We start from the raw sequence: 23,576 nt of genomic DNA on the forward strand, positions 1-23,576 counted from the left end.
CGACGCCCAGCTGAGAGCCGGGTTTGCCTCCCCGCACGGTGGGGGCAGCCTGCCACTGACGACTCGAGGGCGATGAGGGAGAACTGACGATGCGATTCATGATTCTGATCAAGGCGAACGCCGAGACCGAGGCAGGCGTCCTGCCGAGCGAGGAGATGCTCGCGGCGATGGGGCGTTACAACGAGGAGCTGGCCAAGGCGGGCGTGATGCTCGCGGGCGAGGGCCTCCAGCCGAGCGCCAAGGGTGCGCGGGTGCGCTTCGCCGACGGCGGGACCACCGTGATCGACGGTCCCTTCACCGAGGCCAAGGAGTTGGTCGCCGGATTCTGGCTGATCCAGGTGAAGTCGAAGGACGAGGCGATCGAGTGGGCCAAGCGCATTCCCGCCACCCCGGACAGCATGCAGGAGGTCGAGATCCGGCAGGTGTTTGAGGCTGAGGACTTCGGTGCGGAGTTCACGCCTGAGCTGCGCGACGCCGAGGAGCGGTTGCGTGCCGAGGTGGCGTCGCAGCAGAGCTGACCTCGCCGCCCCGCCCACGGCAGCTGCGCCGGGCCGGCGTGTTCGGCGAGCTGCCTGCGCCGACCGGCCCTGAGCCGCCAGACGTACGACGGCCTGCGCCTGCCGGGCCTTCGCCTGCCGACGGGCTGCGGCCCGGAGCGGTCGGCAACGGGAGCGGTCGGCAAGCGGTCGGCAACCAGCCCCCGGCACCGGCCCGGCGGTGATCGACGCAGCCGAGCGCAACCGGGCCTGCCCAGGCCGGGGCGCCTCGCCTGCCGCAGGCAGCGCTCACCGGAACAGCCTGCCGACTGGAACAGATCGGCAGTCTCCCGCCCGCGCGTCGGGGACATGTGCTTCAGTCGGCGCCATGACGGCTTCTGACACCCGGCGCGCGATCGACGCGGTCTGGCGTATCGAGTCGGCGCGGCTCATCGCGGGTCTCGCCCGGTTCCTGCATGATGTGGGGCTCGCCGAGGAGTTCGCGCAGGACGCGTTGGTCGCCGCGTTGGAACAGTGGCCTGCGGAAGGAATTCCCCGTAATCCGGGCGCTTGGCTGATGACCACGGCGAAGCGGCGTGCCATCGACCATCTGCGTCGCAGGGAGCGCAACGCCCGCAACCTCGAGGAGCTGGGCCGCGATCTCGACTCCGGGGGCGGTGCGATCGCGCCGGACGCCGCCGCAGGCCTGGACGGCGAGGACATCCAGGACGACATCCTGCGACTGCTGTTCGTCGCGTGTCACCCGGTGCTGTCCGCCGACGCCAGGGTGGCGCTCACCCTTCGGCTGCTCGGCGGTCTGACCACCGAGGAGATCGCGCGGGCCTTCCTCGTACCGGAATCGACGATCGCCCAGCGGATCGTGCGGGCGAAGCGGACCCTCACCACGGCGGGCGTCCCGTTCGCCATCCCGGCCGAGGCGGACCGCGCCGAGCGGCTGTCCTCGGTGCTCGGGGTGATCTACCTGGTGTTCAACGAGGGCTATTCCGCCACGTCCGGGGAGCACTGGACGCGGCCTGCGCTGTGTGAGGACGCACTACGCCTCGGCCGGATGCTCGCAGGCCTCGCGCCCAGGGACGCCGAAGTGCACGGCCTGATCGCCCTGATGGAGATCCAGGCCTCGCGGCTGCGGGCGCGCATCTCCCGCTCGGGAGAGCCCGTCCTGCTGCTCGACCAGAATCGGGCGCACTGGGATCAGCTCCTCATCCGGCGCGGCCTGGCGGCGCTGGATGAGGCCGAGGCGCTGGCTCAGCCGCGCGGGCCCTACACCATGCAGGCCGCCATCGCCGCCTGTCACGCCAGAGCCAGGACGTCGGAGGAGACCGACTGGGTGCGCATCGCGGCGCTCTATCAGGGGCTCGCCCTGCTCACGTCCTCGCCGGTGGTGGAGCTGAACCGCGCGGTGGCGTTGTCGATGGCCTTCGGCCCGGCGGTCGGGCTGGAACTCGCCGACACGCTGGTGGGGGAGAAGGCGCTGGCCGGTTATCACCTGCTGCCGAGTGTGCGCGGCGATCTGCTGCATCGGCTGGGCCGGTTCGCCGACGCCCGTACGGAGTTCGAGCGGGCCGCCGCACTCACCGGCAACGCGCGGGAACGTCGTCTGCTGCTCGATCGCGCGGCTGAGTGCGGGCCCGCCGGGGACGGCGAGCGCGCTGCCGAGGAGGGCGGTGACGTCAGCAGTCGCTCCGCACCGGCCACGATCGACGCGAGCTAGGCCGGGCCGGGAGGCGCTCGACGACATCGTCGTTCCTCGGGCAGCGACCACCCCACCCGAGTTCCTCGGCGGCGACCGCGTGGCGTCCCTGGGCTCCGACGCCAGGACCGGATCTCCCGGCGCGTTGATCGAGCCACGCCGTCGCTGATCAGCCCCGGTCGACCTCTGCGGCGGTCGCACCACCCAACCGGCCGACGGGCCACCCTGCTGCACATTCCGTCGCCGCCGAAACAGCCCCGGCGGCACTCTGCCCGGCGGGCGTGGACCAGGCCCGCTCGTCGTTCCGCCGCTCCCAGGGCCTCAGGCTCTCGCGGCACCGCGTCCCGGCTGCCCCCAAGGCGTGCCGCTGCTCCGAGACTCCGATCGCCTCGGCCCTGCCCGCCCCAGCCGACCGGTTAATGCGTGGCACCGCCGGGAAGGCGCGTGTCGACCCGCACGGCCAGGCTCGTTCGGACGATCGTGAGCAGCGCCGCCGCGATGACCGACACCGGCATGCTGGGCTGTGTGCCGTCGGTGACCTGCTCCGGGGCGAACGGGACGTGGACGAAGCCGCCTCGGGCGCCGGGGCCGTCGTCACCCACGCCTCGGGCGCCTGCCAGCTCGTGCATGAGTCGGTAGAACACGTGATTGCAGGTGAAGGTCCCCGCCGTCTGCGACACCGAGGCGGGCACGCCCGTCCTGCGCAGCTCCGCCACGCAGGACTTGACCGGCAGGGTGCTGAAGTACGCGGCCGGACCGTCAGCCACGACGGGGACGTCCACCGGCTGATCGCCTGCGTTGTCGGGAATCCGGGCGTCGTCGATGTTGATCGCGATCCGCTCCAGGGCGATTGCCGGCCTGCCGCCCGCCTGCCCGACCGCGACGACGAGGTCCGGTCTGCTGCGTTCCAGCGCCGCCGCCAGCGCGGGTCCGCAGCGGGCGAACTCCACGGGAAGCTCCGCCACGTGCAGCTCGGCGGTGCCGTCCCAGTCCCGTCGTGCCTGCGACACCGCCTGCCACGACGGGTTCACCGACGCCCCGTCGAAGGGCTCGAAGCCGGTCAGCAGGACGGTGGTCATGGGCGCGCTCCTCGGCGGGGTCGGCGGGGTCGGCGGGGACGGCACCGATGGTGCGGCATCGACTCGGCGTGGCGGGCGGCGGGGCCACCAGCGGGATCTGGTTCGCGCCTGCCGTTCCGGGGCACGTACCCGGCGGTTCAGCCCTTCCGGAGCAGCTCGGTGATGTCCTGGTGCAGCTGCTCGGCGGGCGCGAGTCCCCATCGCGCCGCCGCCTCGTCCGCCAGCTCCCGACTCCACCGCCAGCTCTCCCGGACCGCCGCCCGCACCGAGGCCGGGTCCAGCGTCGAGGTCGTCGCGGCATAGCGGGCGACGTCCTCGGCGGGCAGGTCCGCCTCCAGCGCCCGGCTCGGCGTGAGCCAGTGCTCGGTGGAGCCGCGCAGCAGCCTGCACAGCTTGAGCTGGTGGGGCGCGACCATCGAGGCCAGCCCGGCGTGCGCGCGGGCCGTCTCGCCCCTGGCGAGCACCTGCGTCACCATCAGCGTCCAGTTCGTCAGCTCGTCGACGAGCTGACGCGCCGTGACGGCCTCGTCCGGCGCGGGGACGTCGGCCAGCTCCTTCGCGACCGGACCGAGCAGCCCACGGCGATCCAGCAGGACGGCGCGGTCCGGTTCCGGCAGCCGCACCAGGCCCCGCCAGCCCGCGAGCTGTTCGGCGCTGCCGCTTGCGGGCTCGACATGGAACTCGCCCCGCATCAGGTCGTCGAAGACCACGGCGAGGATGCCGAACATGTTGGTGTAGGCGAGCGCGAGCGGGGCCAGCCGGGAGACGAACTCCGCGCCGTCGAACTCGTCGAGATGCTCGTCCAGGACGAAGACGTAGGCCTCGATGTCGGAGTGGGCGTCGGCCTCGCCGAGCGTCCACGACCCGTACAGCACGACACCGTCCAGTCGGGGATCGGCGTGGGCGACCTGCCGCAGCCGGTGCACTCGGGCGTCGAGCAGGGGGGAGGAAGAGGACATGAAAGGTGCCTCCTGCGGGCTGGTTCTGACTGGCGGAGCAGAGAGTGCGCCGCGCCCGCTCAGGTCGGGAGACGGCGATCCGACCATCCTGGCGGTGCCGGTGTCAGGCGCTCGAACCGGCCCGCACGGGCGCAGCCGAAGGCGACTGCCGCCGCCAGACCCGCCGGACCGGCCCTCGGCAACGCGTCTGCCGGTCCCGGAGGTGAGGCAGGCGGCTCGGCGGCCGCAGGCCGAACCGACGTCCCCGATTCCACCGCCCGACGGCATCGGTTGGCACGGACGCACCAATCACGGGCGCCGGCCTTGACCGGGTCGTGACCTGCCTGCCACCGTCTCAATCGGTCACTGGGGACCCGACGAGGAACTTCGAGGTGCGGCGTGATGCGCGGTGTTCGAGCAGCAACGGCGTTACCGGTGGCCGTCGCCGCCGTCCTGGCCCTGGTCGTGACGACGGGGATCGCCCATTCGGGGCAGCCCGCCCCGCCTGTCGCCGCCGACGCGGGTTCGCCTGCTCCGCCGTCGACCTCGAAGGCGGAGCCGGTACGGCCGGGAGCGGTGATCGCCCCGTCCGCCGCCCGCGCCGAGCAGGAGGCGGCCGTGGCCGAGGTCTACGCGGCGTGGAAGGCGGCCTTCGTTCGGGACGACTGTCGGGACGACTGGTACCAGGTGTACTCGCCGGACGCGTACGAGCCCTACGTCGCCGAGGGCCAGGGTTACGGCCTGGTGATCACCGCCCAGATGGCCGACGTCGACCCGGACGCCCAGGAGATCTTCGACGGCATCCTGCGTTACGTGCTCGACCACCCGTCCGCGCTGGACCCCGATCTGATGGCGGGCGCGCAGGATCTGTCCTGCAACACCACGGGCGGACAGGACTCCGCCACCGACGGGGACATGGACATCGCCTACGGGCTGCTGCTCGCCGACGCGGCCTGGGGCAGTGCAGGCGCGGTCGACTACCACGCGCTGGCCGTGACGCGGATCAACGCCATCAAGCGCAGCGAGGTGCATCCCGAGACGAACCTGATGGAGCTGGGGGACTGGGCTCACCCGGAGTGGACTCCGCAGCTCTACTGGGGAAGTCGCACGTCAGACTGGATGTTAGATCATTTTCGGGTGTTCCGAGCGGCCACCGGTGACGCGGACTGGGACACGATCCGCCTCGCCCACCAGGACCTGATCGAGACGCTGCAGGACGACTACGCGCCCGACACCGGGCTGCTGCCCGACTTCGTCCAGGACACCGGTACCAACCCCAGGCCCGCCCAGGGACAGTTCCTGGAGAGCGAGACCGACGGCTACTTCAGCTGGAATGCCTGCCGCACGCCGTGGCGGATCGGCGTGGACGCGCTGAACTCCGGCGACCCGCGCTCGGTGGCCGCCGCCCAGCGGCTCGACGACTGGATCCAGGAGTCCACCGGGGGCGATCCCGACCAGATCGGCACCGGTTACCGGCTCGACGGCACCCGGTACGGCACCGGCTCCGATGCCGCGTTCTTCGCGCCCTTCGCGGTCGCCGCCCTGAGCGACCCGGACAGCCAGGAATGGCTGGACGCCCTGTGGGCGAAGATCCTGGCCACCGACGTCGACCCGCAGCGGTATTACGCCGCGAGCATCCAGCTCCAGGTGATGCTGATCGTCAGCGGCACCGGCCTGACACTGTGACGGCCCGCCCGGGGCGGGTGCCTGCGATCGGGTACCCGGCTGCCGGGCGGCCCGGCGGAGCACGGCGCTGCGGGCGGCTCGCCGCGACGAGCCTGCGGTGCACGGCTCCGCCCGCGAGCGAGGCTGCGGGCACACCGCCCGGCCGGGCCGGGGCGCTCATGCTCGGGGAACGACGTCGTTCGTGCGACTCGGCGGTGGCCCGTCGGCACCGTCCGACGAGGCGAGCCTCGTGGCGAGACCGCAGCACGCCCGCCCTCCACGGCGTGCGGACCTCCCCGGCAGCCTCATGTCACGATCGCCGATCCCTGCCGTCCGCCGCCTCCTGAGCCGTGGCGATCTCGGCGCCGTGTTCGTCCGCCCACCCGGAGAGGGCGTCCAGGGCAGGCAGCAGGCTTCGGCCGAGCTCGGTGAGTGCATAGTCGACACCGGGTGGCCGGTCGTGGGCCTCCCGGCGGAGCAGCGCGTCCCGGTTCAGACGTTGCAGCGTCTCCAGGAGCACCTTGGTGCTGACCCCGCCGATCGTCGCCCGCAACTCGACGGGCCTGCGCGGCCCGTCGCGCAGCGCGTGCAGCACCACGATCGTCCAGGTGTTGCGGAGCAGATCGGCCGCTGTCCTGGCCGGACAGTCGGCAGGAGGCCGCGCTCACCGGAAGGGCTCGTCCTCCCGGCCTGCCCGCCGGGCTGAGCGAGCCGGCCCTCGGCGGCGTCCGGGAGACCCGGTCTCCACCGGCCCGTTCCGCGGGCCAGCGGCGGGCCTCGACGCCCGCGACGCGCCCCGCACCAGGTCGGACCGGCCCGGAACGACGGGCCGGTCCGGCGACCAAACTCGAATGATCGACGTGTCCGACGGTTCGAGGAGACTCAGCGGGGTCGACGCACCGGGGTGATGTGCTCGCCGCCCTCGGCCTCCGGCCTCGGCTCGGGCCTGGTCGGCGGACGGCCGTCGGGTCCCCGCCTGGCGGGCTGCCCGGCGGCGTGGGGCTGGGCGGACGGCGGCCGGGAGGCGGGTCGCCTCGGCGCCGCGCCTGGGGGAGCCGCTCGGCCGGGGGCCTGCGGCGTGAGACGTCCCGTCGGCTGGGGCGCGGGCAGCTGCTCGGTCGCCCCCAGCTCGGTCGTTCCCTGACCAGCCTGCGCCCGCTCGGTCGGGCCTCGGTCGGTCGTCGGCCGCCCGGTCTGCGCCTGCCCGACGGCCGCCTGAATCGTGGCCGGTTCGGGGACCGCGCCGGCCCTGGGCGCCGCCCCGGCTCCGGCGACGTCGGCCTCGGCAGGTCCGGAGCGGTGCGATGCCGGCCGTCGGCTCGCCGAGCCGGGGGGCCGTCTGCGGTGCTGTGTCGCGCCGAGGACCGCCGTCGCCTGCGGATCGCTGCCGACCGCCGCCGTCCCAGCCCTGGGGTGCACGGTCGTCGGGGCCTCGGCACCCGTCGAGGCAGGCCCGGGTCGGGCACCGGACATCGCCGGGCTGCGATCACCGGGGCCGCCCGGTGCCGGGCCTCGGGCGGGCACGGGCAGCCGTACGGTCGCCGAGTCGGCAGGCGAGGTTACCACGGCCGGGCCCCGCCGCATCGGCGGCGATGCGTGGTCCTCGGAGCGTTCGTCCTCGTCGGAGTCCCGGCCGCTGGGGATCAGCGGCCCCTCGGCCACCGCCCAGCGCAGCGCGGGCACGCCCTCCGCCCACTCCACCAGCCTGGTCGTCGGCCGCAGGCCCGCGATCAGGATCACGGCGGCGACGGCCGCACCGAGGAGCAGCCCGACGGCGACGTCGTGCGGGTAGTGCGCGCCGACGAAGACTCGGGAGAAGGCGGTGAGCACTGCCGCGACCAGTACCCAGAGCGCGGTGCGACGCCAGGCGATCGCCAGCCCGACGGCAGCGGCCGCCGCGAAGGTCGTGTGGTTGCTCGGGAACGACCAGTCGCCCATCGGCGGGCATGGCGAGATCGGCAGCACCTCGATCGCCTGGCACGGCCGGTCCTGGTGGATGATCGACTTGGCGACGTTGCTGATGAGGTACGACGTCGCCGTGGCGAACGGGGCCAGGAAGGCCTGCGCCGTCGTCGCCGCGTCCAGTCCTCGCGACCGCCACCAGTTCACCGCCAGCACCACGACCAGCAGGATCGGCAGCGCCTCGGTGCCGATCTCTGCTAACCAGTGCACCCAGCCGGGGGTGCCGTGGGCGAAGTCGACGAGGTCCCGGTACCAGGTCGCGCTCATGCCTGGAATGCCCTCGACCTCGACCGTGGTCGGGCGTCCGGCGGGGAAGCGCGCGACGGCCCCGACCTCGGCCTGCCACGGGCCGGTCGGTGTCAGCCAGCGGAACACGGCACCTCCATAGCTTTGTCGATCATGAACCAGGAGTGTATGGAGTCTGACATTCCGGTCACTGCGACGCCTGTCCTCCAGACGTCTGGCACCCTGGTCAGGTTGATCGCCACCTCGGATGCCGTCGGTCGAGGGTGTTCTCGGCGGTGTGAGCAGGCTCGGCGAAGATCCTGCTCCGACGGCCGGTCTCTGGTCCTTCCCATCGGAGACCCTGCGCCCTCGGTGAATCCGCCGTTCGGGGATCGCCGGTCTGGGGGACACCTGTCGCGTCCAGGGGACCGCGGCTCGGTGGCCGCAGATCACGTCTGGCGCCGCCCCTGCCTCCGGGGCGCACGCCTGCCCGGGGCGACGTCGCCGATGCCGACCAGCCCGCTCGCAGTCGGGTCGCGACGCTCGGATCGGCGATGTCCGCCTGCTGGTCGCCGAGCACATCGACTGCGTGGGGCGTCGGCGCGGGGTCGTCCTGGTCGCCTCCTTGATTGAAAGCTCTATTGCTTCAGGATGAATCGAAACTATCACCGGCGGCCCGGGCTGCTCAGCACTTCGCATCGGAATCGCATCGACCACTGCGCGGCCAGATCAGCCGGGAAGCGCGACACCCGGTCGCCTGCCCGCCGGGGTGGGACCGGTCGCGGAGTCGGGATCGGACCTCGCGCCCGTCGGACCTCAGTCCACCGGGCCGAGGTCGAGTGCGAGTTGTGCCGCGTGGTCGAGCCGGTCCTCGTCCTGCCGCGAGGCCGGATCACGGCGACAGCGGGAGCAGGTGATCGGTTCGGCGGTGGGCAGCAGTCGAGACCAGTCCCAGCCGCCCACGGCGGTGCCACAGCCGAGGCCGGGCACACTCCGCCCGAGGAACCGGGCCGGGCGCATGGCGTGCACGACGGACGAACCGGGAACCCGCGCGTTGCGATCGGCGAACCGGTCGAGCGCGAAGGCCGCGGTCTCGGCGGAGATCACGCCGATCGGCTCGGCGACCTCATCGATGTTCACCAGCACACCGTAGTGCGCCCCGGCGGCCCTCGTCGCGAACCGCGCCACGGCCCGGCGACGGCCCCGCTGCGGTCCCGGCGGCCCTGGCCCGTCCGCAGGAGAAGACCGCCGAGCGCCAGAAGGCCTCGCTCCGAACGGAGCGAGGCCTTCTGCATCCGGCGCCCTTGACTCGTGCGACGCGAGCCGCCCGACCCGGCGGCGTCGGATGGTGGATCAACTGATCAACCGCAGTGTTCGAACGGGCTGGTATAGGACTGTCCGCCCGCTGAACCGCCCCACTTCACGCAGGTGGCTCCCGCCGCCCGGCGCACCGGACCCGCGTAATAGGAGAAGGACCCGGAGTCGGTGACCCGAGTCTGTCCCTGCACCTCGAGAAACGCCGTGGTCGCGGTCGGGGTGCCCAGCGAGGCGGACTTGAGGGTCACGACGCAGTTGTTTCGGTTGGCGGAGTTGTACGTCAGGTACACGGTGCCCGCATTGCCGAGCGCCCGCTGATTGATGACCTGGTAACCGCTGCCGCAGACCTGGCCGGGGGAATAGGGATTGCCGTTGTCGGAGCAGCGGTTGTTGCTGGTGAAGCTCGTGTTGCCGTAGTAAGGGACTGCGACTCCGTCCAGCGTGGCTCGCACCGGCGAACCCCCAGAACGCTGCTCGTAGTGCAGATGCGGTCCGGTGGAACCGCCGGTCGATCCGACATTGCCGATCCGCTGCCCCAGCCGCACCTGCGTGCCGACCGTGACGGCCTGGCTCGACAGATGCGCGTAGCGGGTCGTGAAGCCGGAGCCGTGGTCGATCTCGATCCATCGGCCGTAGCTGGTGCTTCCGGTGTTCTCGACGCGGGCGACCCGACCCGCGGCAGAGGCGACGACCGGAAGATTGTTGATGTTCGAGCGCTGGAAGTCGACGCCCTGCGCGGGGCTGTGATTCGATCGCGTGTTGGCGTTGACCGTCTCATTGCATTCGAACGGCACCTGGTAGTTCGGCGCGGCCAGCGCCGTTCCCTGGCCGGCCACCAGGCCGAGCAGGGAGATGGCGAAGGCCGTCGTCACTGCGCCTAATCGTCTCGTGAACGTCATACGCTGTCCTCCATGCACTGGAGCGGCGGCCGATCGGCCCGCCGCCGGTAGCACGAACCAGCTGATCTGACCACACGATCCGATCAAGGGGAATGCGTCCGGGGAATCTTTCGGTGAAAGATTCCCGTCGTCCTCGTTATTGTTCGGCGCGTCTTGTCGAGTCGATGATCCGCCCGGTAATCTGCCCGACCGGGTATGCGAACGTGTCGATCTCGATACCCGATGACGGCGCGGACGAGTCATCGACGTCTGCACTGCGGAATACCCCGCAGACCGTGCGACATCGTTTTCAGCCGGTCTCCGTCTGGGCGTCGAAGGACTCAGGCCGGTGTCAGCTCCGGTGTGCTCGCGGGCGGAATCCGGTGTCGGGTCGCCTGTTCGTAGGCGTGCCCGATGCCCAGCAGCGTCGGCTCGTCGAAGGCCCGCCCCAGCAACTCCACGCCCACCGGCAGTCCGTCGGCGGTCAGACCCGCCGGGACGGTCAACGCGGGCAGTCCGCTGTACGCGGCCAGCCGACAGTTCGCGTAGGACTGGCTGGTGCCCACCGGGGTCGCGGGGGCGGTGATCGTCGGATAGAGGATCACGTCCAGGTCGTGCGCCGTCATCAACGCGGTGATCCGTGCGTGCAGCACCTCGCGCTGCCGCAGCCGCTCCTCGTACTCCGGATGCGGCAGTTCCGGGCTGTCCACCCAGTTCCGCAGGGTCGACAGGACACTGGGCGTCACCAGACCCGAGGTCGCGATGTCGGCCAGGGTCACGAGATTCCTCGGCGGCTCGAGTCGTGCGAGGCTGCGGGGAGCACGTGTCCCCGGTGCGGCGAGATAGGCGTCGAGGTCCCGCTCGAACTCGTCGCGGACCACGTTCGCCGCGCCCGCCGCCGCCAGGATCTCCGGCTGCGGCCCCAGTTCCACCGTCTCGGCGCCTCGCGCGGCCATGTCCCGTGCCGCCGCGCGGACGAGATCGGTCGTGGGCTGTTCCTCCGGGGTGACGCCGAAGTAGTCGGTGAACAGGCCGATCCTGGCGCCCGCGAGCGCGCGGTCGTCCAAGGTGGACAGATAGGTGTCCGGTACGCGGCCGACGGCGGCCTCGGTCACCGGGTCGTCCGGGTCGTGGCCTGCCGTCGCGTCCAGCACCAGTGCGACGTCGCGCACCGACAGGCCGAGCGGCCCGACGGTGTCCTGGGTGCTCGACAGCGGGGCCACTCCCGCGCGGCTGGACAGGCCCAGCGTCGGCCGCAGTCCGACCAGCGCGTTGTGCGCGGCGGGGATGCGAATCGACCCGCAGGTGTCCGAACCCATGCCCACCGGGGCGAACGCCGCCGCCACCGCCGCGCCGGTCCCCCCGCTGGAACCGCCGGGATGCCGTTGCTGGTCATAGGGATTGCGGGTCTGACCGCCCAGCGAGCTGACGGTGGTGATGTTCATGGCGAACTCGTGCAGGTTCGTCTTGGCCAGGATGATCGCCCCTGCCTCGCGCAGCAGGCGCACCTGGGTGGCGTCGTCGGGCGGTCGCAGCTCGCGCAGCGCGAGCGAGCCGTTGGAGGTCGGCAGGTCGCCCGTGTCGTGGTTGTCCTTGATCACGATCGGGATGCCGTGCAAGGGACCGCGAATCCGGCCGCTGCGTCGCTCGGCGTCCAGCCTGCGGGCCTGCGCCGTCGCCCTCGGATTGACGGTGATCACCGCGTGCAGGCCGGGCTGGTCGTCGTAGGCCTCTTCGTAGGCGTCGATCCGGCGCAGGTACGCCTCGACCAGCGCGGCCGAGGTGGTCTGTCGCTCCGCGAGCATCGTGGACAACTCGTGCACACCGACGCCGACGACCTCGGGCGCCGGGTTCCGCGGCGGCCCGGGCGGATGCGTCTCGGCCTGGGCGGCGGCCGGGAGCGTCATGCCGACGGCCAGGGCGATCGCCGTCGCAGCCCGCCACCGTCGACCTCGACGGGTTGACGGTCGGTCTGATCCGAGCATCGCCATCCACCTCTCGCCGGAGCCTCGGACCGTAGCGGTCTCCGGTTTCGGCTGAACTGCACCCGGTTTGCCGTGATGTTTCACTTCTACCGGTGCGCGGGGGCGGGCGACAGGGGTCGTGCGACCGACTGGGAGACCGAGCAAGCGCCTCGACAGTCCATAGCGGACGGATTTCTCTTCTCCGGCGGAGCCTCGGTCGTCGCCCTTCGGCGGCCGGCCTCTCGGTGAGCCGCACCGCAGGCCAGGCCCGCCGCGGGCGGAAGTCCCCGTCGATCTGACGCCTCGTCGGGCCCGACCGTCCACCGCATCGTGGACGGTTCCTCCTTACCGGTCCCTCGACCTCCGCCGCGTGGCTCAGCCGCGACGATCATCGGGGCAGGCTGGCGCCCGGCGGCTCCCGCAGCCTCCGATCACCGTGCGCGCCGAGAACCCGCACGACTCGGCGACGGAGCGACGACCGAGCACCGACCCGCACTCACCTGCCGGACCTCCGCCGAGGACTCACGGCGTCTCGCACCATCCCTCGGGGTCCCGGTTCTGATGCGCGCCGCAGAGTCCCTGGAGCTCCGGCACACCCGAGCCCTGGGACACCAGCACCGCGACCACCTTGTCCTCCGGTACCTGCTGGTCCACGCTGCCGCCGAAGTTGATCCGGCCCGTCTCGCCGCTGAGCGAGCCCTCACCGTGGATTCGGCTCAGCTCGTGCTGCACCATGCCGGGCCGGACCGGGATCCGCAGGTTGTTGCGCTGCAGGTTGGTGATCGCCGTGGCGAAGACGTCGAATGCGTCGTAGGCCAGGGCGGCGTGACCGTCCAACGAGGGGTCGATCGTGGCGTTGCAGACGTCCTCGAAGAGCTCCCGCATCGTGGTGTAGAGGTTGCTCGGGGAGTTGCAGGACGGCGAGCCCACCGCGAAGGAGAGGTAGTGGAACGGCACCGTCGGCCATCGGCCCCGATCCTCGCGGTCAGCGGCGAACCGGGAGATGTCGTCACCGCCCAGGATGGTCGGCGGATCGTCCTGACACCGGCCGCTGACCCCGCTGAGAAACGAGTTGAACTCGTCGGGCCTCCCTGCGAAGAAGATCAGGCCGGGATAGTCGCAGGACTGCCTGCCGAGTTCGTTGGCGCGCAGCGCGTCCGGCGGCGCGGTGTCGGAGTCCTCCCTCGGCAGGTAGCGAAACCGATTGCTCCCGGCGTCGTCCCCGACGGCGGCGCCCTCGACGTGGAAGCCCTGGGCCGCGAAGGCGTCGCCGACCTTCGCCGTCAGGTCGGTGGCGTAGAGGTCGTTCTCATCGGCGGGGGAGAGGATCCGGATCTCGCGGGTGATCTCGGCGGGCTCCGCATCGGCGGCGGCCAGGACGTTCGAGGCGAAGGCGGCGGCCACCTCGGCCTCCCTGGCGTTGTCGGGGGAGACCTGCCGGTACAGCGGGGATGCGGCGGGCATCTGCGCGGCGGAGAGCGTGGCGGCGACCATCGGCAGCCCCTCGTTGCTCAGCGCGCGGATCGTGCGACGGGTGGCCTCGCGACTCTGGTCCAGTCCGACCACGCCGACGAGCGTGTCGTCCTCGTCCGCCAGCCGCCCCACCTGCTGCGCGACCCATTCGCCGTGCTGCATGCGAGATCCGGCATTGGCGACGTGCACCCGGATCAGTGGCGACTCGGGTCCGCCGTCGAGCAGCCTCCGCTGCGCGGCGGCGATGCCCATCAGGCCCTCGTGCGTCGAGTTCAGCTCCGTGGTCTCGCCGGTGTCCATCGCGACCAGGTAGACGATGGTCGCGTACGGCCGGTTCGCGTTCTCCTCCTGCCGGTGCGCCGCCTCCACATCGCGATTCGTCGTCAGGATCTGCCTCTCGATCGCACTGATCGCGGGCGACCCGCCGTCCAGGAACACGTGCGAGTCACCGCTCACCCCGACGCACTCGCCGTCATCCCGCAGGGCGATGGTGGCCGCGTCCCGATCCCACGGCAGGATTCCGCACGCCTGATAGGTCTGTACGGAGCCGATGGTCAACTGGCCGGTGCCCGCGGCGACGGCGGCGGCGAGCAGAACCGCGACGGTGCGGGTGTAGCGTCTGCGGGCCCACCACGGCGGCGATCGGAAGGCGAACCGCCTGATCCCGTCGAGCTGACGGCGGTGGCGCTGCGGCTCGTCGGGCGGCGGTGGGACCTCCAGCGGCAGGTACCAGGCGGTGTGGTGGCGGGTCCGGCTGTAGTGGGCGAAGAGGGTCAGCCAGTGTTCGTAGGCGTCCTCGGCCTCGACGGCAGGCCGGGTCTCGAGCGCTCTGGTCTGTCCTTCGTCGTCCGCTGCGCCCAACTCGGCCGGGTCGGGCGGAATCACGGTGCTGCCGCTGACCACGACCAGCGGGTCGAAGGCGCCGATGTCGTTGCGGACGTCGTTGATCAGCCGTAACAGTCGGTTGCCCCCGTTGGCCGGGGTGATCCTGTCCAGCAGCAGCACGGTGTAGGTGGTGCGGCGGAAGGCCCGTAGGAAGCGGGGAAACGGTCGGTGGGCCGCGCGCACGTCCTCCAGGAAGGCGTTGACGATCAGCCGTTGGAGCTGGCCCTGATCCTCGTAGACGTTGAGGTTCCTGGTCAGGCGTTCGGCGAACCCGATGAAGGTGCCGGGGTCCTGCGGTGCCAGGTACGGCTGCCGGAGCAGCCAGCGGTACTCGTTCCCGACGCCGGGAATACGACCGCGTAACCGGACGGCGAACCGGATCGCGCCCACGGCACGCAGCAGCACGGCCCAGCGGGAGTCGAAGGCCTCGGCGGCGGGCTCGCCGTCGCGGCTGAGTCGGTCGCGTCGCCGAGAGCGCAGCGAGAGCCGGGCGCGAAGATCGACGTCGTCGGCCTCGGAGAATTCCTGTCGGAGCAGCCAGTCGACCAGATGAAAACGACTGAACCGCATCCTTCCGTACTTGGTGTTCGCGCCGGTGGACAGTTGCACGGCCAGGTCGCGCAGTGCCACGAGAATGAGTTCGGTCTGGTCGGCGGAATCGTCTGCTTCGGCGGTGAACGAGTGTCGGGCATGCGGCACCCGTCGCGGCGTGGCGTTCTTGAGTTGATCAGCGAGCGCGGTGAGCAGCTCGGCCTGTTCCTCCCCCCGGGACAGGCACAGCATCGGAATACCGCGTCTGCCGCGCTGGTCGACCGGCACTTCGCCGAGCAGCGGCCGGGTCACCAGCTTCCGCAGCAGCTTGAGCACCTGCGGAGCGCCCTCGAACGCGGGCATGGCGGTGCCCGGCCGCCCGGTCGGATGAATTCGATCGGTGGTCGTCACAGTTGATTCCCCCTGTCCCCGAATCACCACGGTTCTGCGTCGTGGCACCGGCGAATGGTCGCCGTCAGCTGCCTCCGCTCCTTATCGGAGGAGTCGTTCTCCGACGCACCGCGATAATCATCCCGCAGCGGCCCGACAGTTCGACGTCGGGATTTCGGCGCCGGTCGACGTTCGTTCGACTCGAATGGGTGAAGATCGCGACACTGAGTTCGCCAGACTAGTCCAGCATGCCTGCCGGATCCACCAGCATTCTGCAATCACACTGAATCGCAATCTCCGGCCGTCGTCGAATCGATTCGACGACGGCGTGTCGGCCGAACTCGGGATCGGTGTGCCTGCCGATGCCGCCGCCCGCCGCAGCCTGCTAGGTCCCCGTTCGACGCCGCGCCACGCCTGCGTCGAGCCCGCGCCCGCGCGGACCCGGCACGACCGACATCGGGCGCAGGATCAGCCGAGTCGCGGTGGCGGCGACGCCCGCCCGCTCCTTGAGATCGCGCAGCAGGGCGTCCAGCGCCGCGACGTCCGGCGGCTCGGCCCGCACCACGTAGTCGAACTCGCCGGTCACGTGATGAACCTCCACGATGTCGGCGAACGAGGCCACCGTCGCCTCGAATCCCGCATTGTCCTGCCCGGGCCGCAGCCGGAGGTCGATGAGCACCTGGAGGGCCTCGCGCCCGGTCGCGACGGGATCGATGAGGACCTTGAGCCGGACGACTCCCCGGGTGGTGAGTCTGCGCAGCCGCTCGGCCGCCGCATTGGCGCTCAGGCCCACGGCCGCGCCGAGGCTGCTGTAGGAGATCCGAGGATCTCGCTGCATTTCACGGAGGATTGCCCTGTTGATCTCGTCCATACCGCCATGGTCTCGCCAGATCGCCGGGTTCGACCTGCATTCGATGATTCCGGCGGTCGATACTCCCCCTTCGGCGGCGATGTTCCGCCGAACGGGGGATCACAGGGGGACGGCGGAGATGGTGACGGCGTTGGCGAGCGGATTCGGCTTCGGGCTGTTGGTGGCCGCTCAGGTGGGACCGATCTGGCTGCTCTGCGTGCGCGGCGTGCTGCACGGCGGGGTGGCGATCGGCCTGGCCCTCGGGCTGGGCGCGGCCATCGTGGACGTGGCGTACGCGGCGTTGGGCGTCGCGGGAGTCGCGACGGTCCTCCAGTTGGGGGGCGTCCGAATCGTCTTCGGCGCACTCGGCGTCGCCGTGCTGCTCGTCCTCGGCATCCGCGCCCTGCGCTCCGCCCTGCGGGACGGCCCGGCGGACCCGGCCGTGGACGGCGTGTCCGGAGTGCGGCCCGCCTTCCTGACCGGGCTCGCGGCCACGGCGGCCAATCCGCTGACCATCCTGTCCTGGGCGGCGGTCTTCGCCGCCGTCTCTGCGGCAGGCACCGCCGACGGCTCTGGCAGCTCGCCGATCCTGCTGGTGGGCGTCGGCATCGGGACCTTCTGCTGGTTCGCGCTGCTCTCGGTCCTGGTGGCCGGGCTGGGCCGCTTCCTCGGGCCCCGGCTGCGCCGAACGATCGACCTGGTTGCGGCCTGCGGTCTGCTGGTGTTCGCCGTGGTGCTGGCCTGGCGGATTCTGGCCTGAGACGGCACCGGCAGGCAACGCGGGTCCGGCGAGGACTGCGCGGCAGCCGAAGCCGCCTCGGCGTCGGGCGGCACGTCGGGGGTTCTCACGACGCCCCGCCGGGCGGGGCTCGCCGGGGAGGCGTCTCGGACGTCCGTGCTGCGCGGCGAACCGGACGTGCGGCGCGAACCAGACGGCCCCGGCGGAGCGGCCGAGCGAGGCTCAGCCGTCGGGCACGTCGAACTCGGCCAACGCAGCCCCGAGCGCGGCCAGCGTCCGGTCCACGTCGTCAGCCGTGTGATTGCCGAGATGGCCGATGCGCACGGTGTGCTTCGCGGCAGTCGGATGGGTGCCCGCCTGAAGCACGACGCCGTGTCGTTCGACGGCGGCCACCAGCTCCGCCGCGCCGATGCCCGTCGGGGTGCGGAACACGGTGACGCCGTGGGCGCGGTCGGCGGCCGCGGTGAACAGCCGCAGGCCCGTCGTGGCGAGTCCGTTCCGCAGTCGGGCCGCCAACGCCGTATGGCGGCGGGTCCGCTCCCCGCCTTCGGCGACGATCAGTCGCAGGCTCTCGGCCAGCGCACTCACCAGACTGCCCGGCGGAGTCTGGAAATAGGCGAAGCCGCCCGCCGCCAGCGCGCGCATCACCGGCAGCCAGCGCCCCAGATCGAGGCTGTAACCGCGCGGCGACCACGTTCGTTCGATCAGGACCCGCAACGCCCTGGTCCGGAGTGAGACGAGGAACAGGCCGCCGGGTCCGCTCAGCGCCTTGGGCGGCGAGGTGAGGTAGGCGTCCACATCCCAGTCGTCCTGCCGGACCTCCTCCGCGCCCGCTGCGGCGATGCCGTCGACCAGGCTGAGCGCGCCGTGCCTGCGGGCGAGCGCGGTCAAGGCCGCGACGTCGGCGCGAACGCCGCTGCTGGAGTCGACGTCGGTGAGCAGCACCGCCTGATACGACTCGTCTCGCAGCCGCGACGCCACCTCGTCGAGATCGAGACCGCGACCCGGCTCGGCCCGCAGCACTCGGCTCGACAGGCCGAGACTCGAGCACAGCTCCTGCCAGCGCTCGCCCCACATCCCGGTGGAGAGCACGAGTGCGGGCCGTCCGGGGTCGAGCAGGCTCACCGCGAGGCTCTCCATTCCCGCCGTCCCCGACCCCGGCACGATGAACACCTCGCCCTCGGCCGTGCCGAGCACCGGTCGCAGCAGCTGCATCGTCTCCCGGACCTCGGCAAGGAACCGGTGGTCGGTGATCGGCGGCGCCTGGTCGGCGAGCCTGCCGCGCACCGAGGGCGCCAGCCTGGTCGGGCCGACCACCATCGCCAGCGGCGCGGGCCGGGATGCGCGCTCCTCGGTCGTCCCGGCGCCGTCGCCGCTTCGCGTGGTCATCGGCCGTCGGCCCACTCGACGTAGTCCTCGCGGTGCGGGGTGAACACGTCGAGCGCGACCGAGCGCTCCAATGCCCACACCTGGTGCTCGATCCCGCCGCGCACCACGAAGCTGTCGCCCGGCCCCGCCTCGAAGGTCTCGTCCCCGGCCTGGACCCGCACCCGACCGGAGACGAGATAGGCGAGCTGCTCATGCGGATGGCTGTGACGGGGGAACACCGAACCCTTCTCCATCACGTGCTCGACGAGCATGAGCCGGTCGTTGTAGGCCAGGACCCGGCGCAGCAGCCCTGGATAGGCGTCGGCACCGTCCACCGTGGCGGCGGGCACGATGACGACGTCGCGGTCGAGTCGGGACGCGTCGGTCCCGTCCGCCGCCGGTCGGGTTCCGGCGTTCGCGGGCTGGGAGTCGTTCGGCACGGCGTTCCTCGCCTTCACCTGGTCGGACGGACGTAAAGCGGCAGCGGGGTGACGTCGGCGTTCACGGTCCCCGCCTCGGCCTCGGTGGTGGGGAAGTGCGCCCGGTCGAAGACCTGATGCAGGCTGGAGACGCAGCCGGGGGGAACGGCGACGACGACGCCGGTCTCGTCCGTAAGCGACTGCGCGGCGATGAACCGATAGCTCTCGCCGCCCCGCAGGTCGACGCGGGTCCACTCGGTGGGCGTCCCGCCGGAGCGCAGCCGTCGGTGGTAGACGCTCCTCGGCTCGTCGACGTCGTTGCGCACCCGGATGTGCACGGCGCGGATGTCGCCCTCCCAGTCGAAGCCCGCGATGTCGTGGGGTTCGCTCGTGGGCAGATCGGGGACGGTGGGCAGGGCGGGCACCTGGTCGGGAATCCGCCGGATTCGGGCGTGGGTGCCGCATCGGGTGCAGTTCCCCTCGGCGGTCAGACCGAGCAGCCGGGCGTTCAGCCCGTAGCGGGTGATCTGGAGCGCCCCGCAGCTGCGGCACCAGGTGTTGGCGGCCTCGGTGTCGTACACGTTGCCCAGGTAGACGTGGTCCAGCCCCATGTCCAGGGCCACCTGCCTGGCGCGTTCCAGCCGGTCCACCGGCGTGCGGATGGTGTTCGTCATCTTGTAGTCGGGGTGGAAGCGGACGAAGTGCGTCGGCACCTCCGGCCCGAGCCGCTCCCCGACGAAGCGCGCCATGTCGCGCGCGTTGTCCTCACTGTCGCTGAGGTCGGTGACCATCAGCGTGGAGACCTCCAGGTGCCTGCCGGACCGGTACACCTGCTCGGTCGCGGCCAGGACCGGCTCGATCCAGCCCTTGGTGATCTTCCGGTAGTACTTCGGGTCCATGGACTTGATCGAGACGGAGAAGATGTCGACCACCGGAATCAGTTCCTCGACGGCCTTCTCGGAGATGAAGAACGCCGACTTGTAGAGGTTCAGGATGCCTTTCTGGCGAGCGAGGGTCGCCGTCTCGGTGACGAACTCGTGCCAGACGACCGGATCGTTGTACGTCCAGGAGATGACCTTGATTCCGTGCCGGACCGCGATGTCGACGACTTCCTGCGGCGTGTAGTAGAAGACGTCGGAGTCGGCGACGAAACGGGCCTGTGACGTCTTCCAGTTGTGGCAGTAGTCGCAGTTCAGCATGCAGCCGATGTTCCCCATGGACAGGATGCGGGCGCCGGGCTCGAAATGGAAGACGGCCTCGGTCTCGATCGTCTCCTCCGTGGCGTGCACCGATCGGCCGTAATTGAGGCTCACCAGCGTGCCGTCTCGATTCGCCCTGACCATGCAGAATCCGTGTTGACCTGGCCTTATTCGGCAGTTCCTCGGGCTCAGCCTGCATTGGACCACGCCGTCCCCGAGGTCGTCCTGCAGTCGGGCGGGGTAGCCTTCTTCCTGCCATTTCTTCATGATCACGGCCTCGTTCCGGCGGTGGGTCACGACGCCGACGGCCGATTTCTTCGATCAGCGATCGGTCGCCGTCGTCCGAATTGTCTTTCGATCGGCATTCCGCCTCGGCTGCCGCATACGGTCGTCGGCGATCAGTCGGCTTCGACGACGGTATCCCAGCACGAACGACGGTGGGCCGGTCGGATGGCTTGGCGTGGTGGGGAGAAAGCGGTGCTTCCGTGGCTTGAGCATCAACGATATCGAGGAGGAATTCGATGACGCGGTGTCCGCTGTGGACGATCCGTCGTCGCTCGCCGCCGGGGCGGTGCTGATCGACTGCGGCGAAATTCGACCCGAGTGTGATGCCGGTTACAGAAAAGCAGGGCGGTGACGCGCTGTCAAGGGTCGTCACCCCGAGTCTGCATGACGTCGGAGGTGCGGGCTCCGGCGTTCGCGGCGTCCGCCGTGCGGCGGCATCGGCCGCCTGCCGCATCGACCGCGCGCCCTCGGGCGATCGTCGCGGCTGCGCCGTCGACCGCCTGCCCGATGACGCCCTCGACTGATCGGCGGCGCGGTCGACGCTCTCCGCCGGACGGGTCGGACGACGGGACCACGAACCGATGCGGGGCCTCGCTCGCGCTGACCTCGTCGAGCGGATCGGCTTGCGATCTGCTCCCGCCCCGGGTGCGTGAGGTTCAGGTAAGGGCGCCGTGAAATGCCCGTGAGCTGCGAAGACTCCTTTTTCGAGAAAGATCGACATGTGCCGTCGTATGCGTATGCTTGCATGGTGGTTTGTCCCAAGTGTCAGAACTTGATGCGCACCTATGAGCGCAACGGCGTCCATCTGGAACAGTGCGAAGGCTGTCGCGGAATCTTCCTCGACAGAGGCGAGCTGGAGCAGATGACCAACGCGGAGCAGAGCTTCTACGGCTCGGCACCCCCCTTCCAGCCTGACGGCGGCCATCGGCATCACGGCGGCCACTCGGACTCGCCTCGTCCGTATCAGGGCCACCGTCCCGACTCGCCCGGCCCCTACCGGGGTGGCCACGGCGGCGGACACTACGAGGACTCGCCTCGGCCCTACGGCCAGCGGCGGGATCGCGGCCCCGGCGGGTTTCTTCGGAACCTGTTCGACTAGTCGCGAAGATGAATCTGCTCGTCTGCCCCGGCTGCGGCGATCGCACCGACACTCCCGTCGTCGCGCCCGCCCAGCCGGTGCTCACCTGTACGACCTGCGGCCATGAGCGACGATTCGCCCGCCGTCCGTTGTTCGCCCTCGTCGGGCCCAGCGGCACCGGCAAGTCGACGGTCGCCAGGCTGCTCGCCGAGCGGCTGCAGGACCGTGCCGTCGTGTTGGAACAGGACGTCCTCTGGCTCGCCGGACTGCGCGATCCCGCCGAGGACCACCGGCTCTTCCGGTCTACCTGGCTGCGGCTCGCGGCGATGATCCACCAGAGTGGTCGTCCCGCCGTGCTCTGCGGAACCGTGGTGCCGATCGAGTTCGAACACCTGCCGGAACGCGCCCTGTTCAGCGAGATCCGCTACCTCGGGCTGGTCACCGACCGCGAGACGCTCGCCGAGCGGCTTCGCGCCCGTCCGGCGTGGCGGCAGTGGTCGGAGCCGAGGATCACCGAGACGCTGGAGTTCACCGACTGGCTGGTGGCCAACGCCGCCTCGATGTCGCCGCCGGTCCGCCTGCTGGACACCACCGGGGTGCCCACGTCGGACACCGCCGACGAGGTCGCCAGGTGGATCCACGACGAACTGGACCGCGATGCCGCGGGCGACGCCCCGGCCGAGGACTGACGCCGTAGCGCCGAATCGGCCTGCGCATTCCGGCTCCCCCGCCTGCGGGCGCGGCCGAACGACGACGAGAACGCCTGCCCACCCCGCCGCTCCCGCCGCACCGGTCTCGTCGGCCTGCCGGACACCGCCGCCGACCAGCGACGACGCGCTGTCGATCACAACTCCGCGAGCCGCCGCTCCAGTGCCTCGGCACGCACGTCACTGAGCCGCAGGGCCACGGTCAGCGCCGTCTCCCACGCACGACGAGCCTCGGCATCTCGACCGGCGGCGTGGTGGGCGGTGCCCTCGGTCGTGCGGGCGTTGACCACACACCACAGCCAGCCGATCCGCCGGGCCAGATCGGCTGCGGCGTCCGCCATGGTGACCGCGTCGTCCCAGTCGCCGAGGGCGAGGCGCATCTCCGCCAGCCTGGCCAGGGTGAACGCGGACAGGACGGGGGAGTCGACCTGGTCGGCCAGCTCGGCGGCCCGTAGTTGGGCGCTCACCGCGTCGTCTTCTCGGCCGAGGTGATGCAGGGCCTGGGCCCGATAGGACCACACGTTGGACAGGCCGTCGATGCAGTCCACCGAGGTGAACGCCCGCTCCGCCTCGGCGACCCGGTCGAGCACCCGACTCGCGTCGAGCGGCGCATCCTCGATGCTGTTGCGATCCAGGGCCGCCCTGGACAGCGCCGTCAGCGTCCAGCCCAGCTCGCGCTCCTGGCCCAGCTCGGTGCGGATGCGCAAGGCCTCGTCGAGATAGGCCGCCGCCCGGTCCCAGTCGGTTTCCTCGATGGCGATGACGCCGAGCGCATGGAGCATCCAGCCCTGGCCCAGCAGGTCCTCCGCTGCCCGCGCCGTCCGCAGCGCTGCCTTGGACGCCGTCCGCCAGATCACCCACGGCTTGGTCAGGGAGAGGTACTCCCACCAGACGACGGGCAGTTCCCAGGCCCGCCTGGTCAGGCCCGCGGCCGTCGCGAAGCGGACCCAGGACACCAGGTCGCGAGACCAGGTCTCGCACCAGGCGCGCCCCGCCTCGGCGGAGTCGAAGACCTCCGGTGTCACGCCGTCGGCCGGGGCACCGGGGGTCACTGCGGGGCCGCTCACGTGCGTGACGGCCTCATTCGCGTTGACGGCCGAGTGCACGAACCAGTCAGTCGCGCGCCGGGCCAGCAGCGCCCGCTCCACGTCCTCGACCTCCCCGAGTTCCTCGGCCAGCGCCCGCTGCGTGTCGTCGTAGTCGTATCGCTCCTGCTCACGGACCAGCAGCGCCCGGTCCACGAGGTCCTCGAGCAGCCGTCGTGCGTCGTCGACCTCGGCGGCGAGCACGGCGGCGGCGAGTCCGGGGGTGATCGGAGTGGGCAGCAGGGCGAGTCGCCGCCACGCTTCCCACCGTGCCCGCCCCAGCCCCTCGACGGCCCTCCGTCTCGTCTCGCCCTGTGCCGTCGCGCCGTTTCGATCGTCACTCATGACTCGG

General features: G+C 71.2%; 20 protein-coding genes. 7 read left to right on the forward strand and 13 right to left on the reverse strand.

Going from position 1 to position 23,576, the window contains the following annotated elements:
* The first annotated feature begins 89 nt into the window (after positions 1-89).
* Positions 90-518 (forward strand): YciI family protein, encoded by a 429-nt coding sequence (locus UA75_RS10280; protein WP_075740045.1) that lies wholly within the window; start codon positions 90-92, stop codon positions 516-518.
* Between the two features lie 346 nt (positions 519-864).
* A complete protein-coding gene (locus UA75_RS10285) occupies positions 865-2,208 on the forward strand; it encodes an RNA polymerase sigma factor (RefSeq protein WP_083690666.1) in 1,344 nt (447 codons plus the stop codon).
* Positions 2,209-2,603: 395 nt separating this feature from the next.
* Here the strand turns inward: UA75_RS10285 and pcp are convergent, their stop codons facing one another.
* Positions 2,604-3,266, reverse strand: a complete 663-nt coding sequence (gene pcp / locus UA75_RS10290) for a pyroglutamyl-peptidase I (RefSeq protein ID WP_075740046.1) — start codon at positions 3,264-3,266, stop codon at positions 2,604-2,606.
* Between the two features lie 137 nt (positions 3,267-3,403).
* Entirely contained in the window at positions 3,404-4,225 is an 822-nt protein-coding gene (locus UA75_RS10295) for a DNA polymerase subunit beta (protein WP_075740047.1), read from the reverse strand.
* Positions 4,226-4,606: 381 nt separating this feature from the next.
* On the opposite strand from UA75_RS10295, the gene UA75_RS10300 reads away from it, so the two are divergent.
* Entirely contained in the window at positions 4,607-5,890 is a 1,284-nt protein-coding gene (locus UA75_RS10300; RefSeq protein WP_075740048.1) for a glycosyl hydrolase family 8, read from the forward strand.
* Between the two features lie 289 nt (positions 5,891-6,179).
* Here UA75_RS10300 and UA75_RS10305 read toward each other — a convergent pair whose 3' ends face one another.
* The 7 genes from UA75_RS10305 to UA75_RS10335 form a co-directional block, all read right to left on the reverse strand.
* The gene (locus UA75_RS10305; RefSeq protein ID WP_075740049.1) at positions 6,180-6,491 is read right to left on the reverse strand and encodes a winged helix-turn-helix transcriptional regulator; all 312 of its coding nucleotides are present in this window, start codon (positions 6,489-6,491) and stop codon (positions 6,180-6,182) included.
* 260 nt (positions 6,492-6,751) lie between these two features.
* Positions 6,752-8,206 (reverse strand): phosphatase PAP2 family protein, encoded by a 1,455-nt coding sequence (locus UA75_RS32700; protein WP_075740050.1) that lies wholly within the window; start codon positions 8,204-8,206, stop codon positions 6,752-6,754.
* A 666-nt stretch (positions 8,207-8,872) separates the two neighbouring features.
* On the reverse strand, positions 8,873-9,196 hold the full coding sequence (locus UA75_RS10315; RefSeq protein WP_157434098.1) for a hypothetical protein: 324 nt from the start codon (positions 9,194-9,196) through the stop codon (positions 8,873-8,875).
* A 221-nt stretch (positions 9,197-9,417) separates the two neighbouring features.
* Positions 9,418-10,272: a M23 family metallopeptidase gene (locus UA75_RS10320; protein ID WP_075740052.1), complete on the reverse strand. Its 855-nt coding sequence runs from the start codon at positions 10,270-10,272 to the stop codon at positions 9,418-9,420.
* A 320-nt stretch (positions 10,273-10,592) separates the two neighbouring features.
* The gene (locus UA75_RS10325) at positions 10,593-12,236 is read right to left on the reverse strand and encodes an amidase (protein ID WP_083690667.1); all 1,644 of its coding nucleotides are present in this window, start codon (positions 12,234-12,236) and stop codon (positions 10,593-10,595) included.
* Positions 12,237-12,737: 501 nt separating this feature from the next.
* Positions 12,738-15,515: a hypothetical protein gene (locus UA75_RS10330; protein ID WP_075740053.1), complete on the reverse strand. Its 2,778-nt coding sequence runs from the start codon at positions 15,513-15,515 to the stop codon at positions 12,738-12,740.
* Positions 15,516-15,879: 364 nt separating this feature from the next.
* Positions 15,880-16,365 carry an Lrp/AsnC family transcriptional regulator gene (locus UA75_RS10335; protein ID WP_075740054.1) on the reverse strand — a complete coding sequence of 162 codons (486 nt, stop codon included), beginning with the start codon at positions 16,363-16,365 and terminating at the stop codon, positions 15,880-15,882.
* A 118-nt stretch (positions 16,366-16,483) separates the two neighbouring features.
* Between UA75_RS10335 and UA75_RS10340 the strand changes: the two genes are divergently transcribed.
* Complete coding sequence (locus UA75_RS10340; protein ID WP_198042982.1) at positions 16,484-17,104, forward strand: LysE family transporter; 621 nt, start codon at positions 16,484-16,486, stop codon at positions 17,102-17,104.
* A 201-nt stretch (positions 17,105-17,305) separates the two neighbouring features.
* On the opposite strand, the gene UA75_RS10345 is transcribed toward UA75_RS10340, so the two are convergent.
* Genes UA75_RS10345 through amrS form a run of 3 tightly spaced genes read right to left on the reverse strand, consistent with a single transcriptional unit; the run spans position 17,306 to position 20,336 of the window.
* Positions 17,306-18,472 (reverse strand): pyridoxal-phosphate-dependent aminotransferase family protein, encoded by a 1,167-nt coding sequence (locus UA75_RS10345; RefSeq protein WP_157434100.1) that lies wholly within the window; start codon positions 18,470-18,472, stop codon positions 17,306-17,308.
* On the reverse strand, positions 18,469-18,891 hold the full coding sequence (locus UA75_RS33775; RefSeq protein ID WP_198044248.1) for a cupin domain-containing protein: 423 nt from the start codon (positions 18,889-18,891) through the stop codon (positions 18,469-18,471). The genes UA75_RS10345 and UA75_RS33775 overlap by 4 nt, the downstream gene beginning before the upstream one ends.
* Before the next feature lie 14 nt (positions 18,892-18,905).
* On the reverse strand, positions 18,906-20,336 hold the full coding sequence (gene amrS, locus UA75_RS10355) for an AmmeMemoRadiSam system radical SAM enzyme (protein ID WP_075740057.1): 1,431 nt from the start codon (positions 20,334-20,336) through the stop codon (positions 18,906-18,908).
* Here amrS and UA75_RS10360 point away from each other — a divergent pair.
* From UA75_RS10360 to UA75_RS10375, 3 genes are all read left to right on the forward strand, one after another.
* Entirely contained in the window at positions 20,335-20,706 is a 372-nt protein-coding gene (locus UA75_RS10360) for a hypothetical protein (RefSeq protein ID WP_075740058.1), read from the forward strand. The genes amrS and UA75_RS10360 overlap by 2 nt on opposite strands.
* Positions 20,707-21,099: 393 nt before the next feature.
* Positions 21,100-21,453 (forward strand): zf-TFIIB domain-containing protein, encoded by a 354-nt coding sequence (locus tag UA75_RS10370; RefSeq protein ID WP_075740060.1) that lies wholly within the window; start codon positions 21,100-21,102, stop codon positions 21,451-21,453.
* A gap of 8 nt (positions 21,454-21,461) precedes the next feature.
* Positions 21,462-22,121 carry an AAA family ATPase gene (locus UA75_RS10375; RefSeq protein WP_075740061.1) on the forward strand — a complete coding sequence of 220 codons (660 nt, stop codon included), beginning with the start codon at positions 21,462-21,464 and terminating at the stop codon, positions 22,119-22,121.
* A 155-nt stretch (positions 22,122-22,276) separates the two neighbouring features.
* Here the strand turns inward: UA75_RS10375 and UA75_RS10380 are convergent, their stop codons facing one another.
* Complete coding sequence (locus UA75_RS10380; protein ID WP_075740062.1) at positions 22,277-23,569, reverse strand: hypothetical protein; 1,293 nt, start codon at positions 23,567-23,569, stop codon at positions 22,277-22,279.
* Positions 23,570-23,576: the final 7 nt, after the last annotated feature.

The sequence above is a fragment of the Actinoalloteichus sp. GBA129-24 genome, from assembly GCF_001941645.1.
GTDB lineage: Bacteria > Actinomycetota > Actinomycetes > Mycobacteriales > Pseudonocardiaceae > Actinoalloteichus_A > Actinoalloteichus_A fjordicus.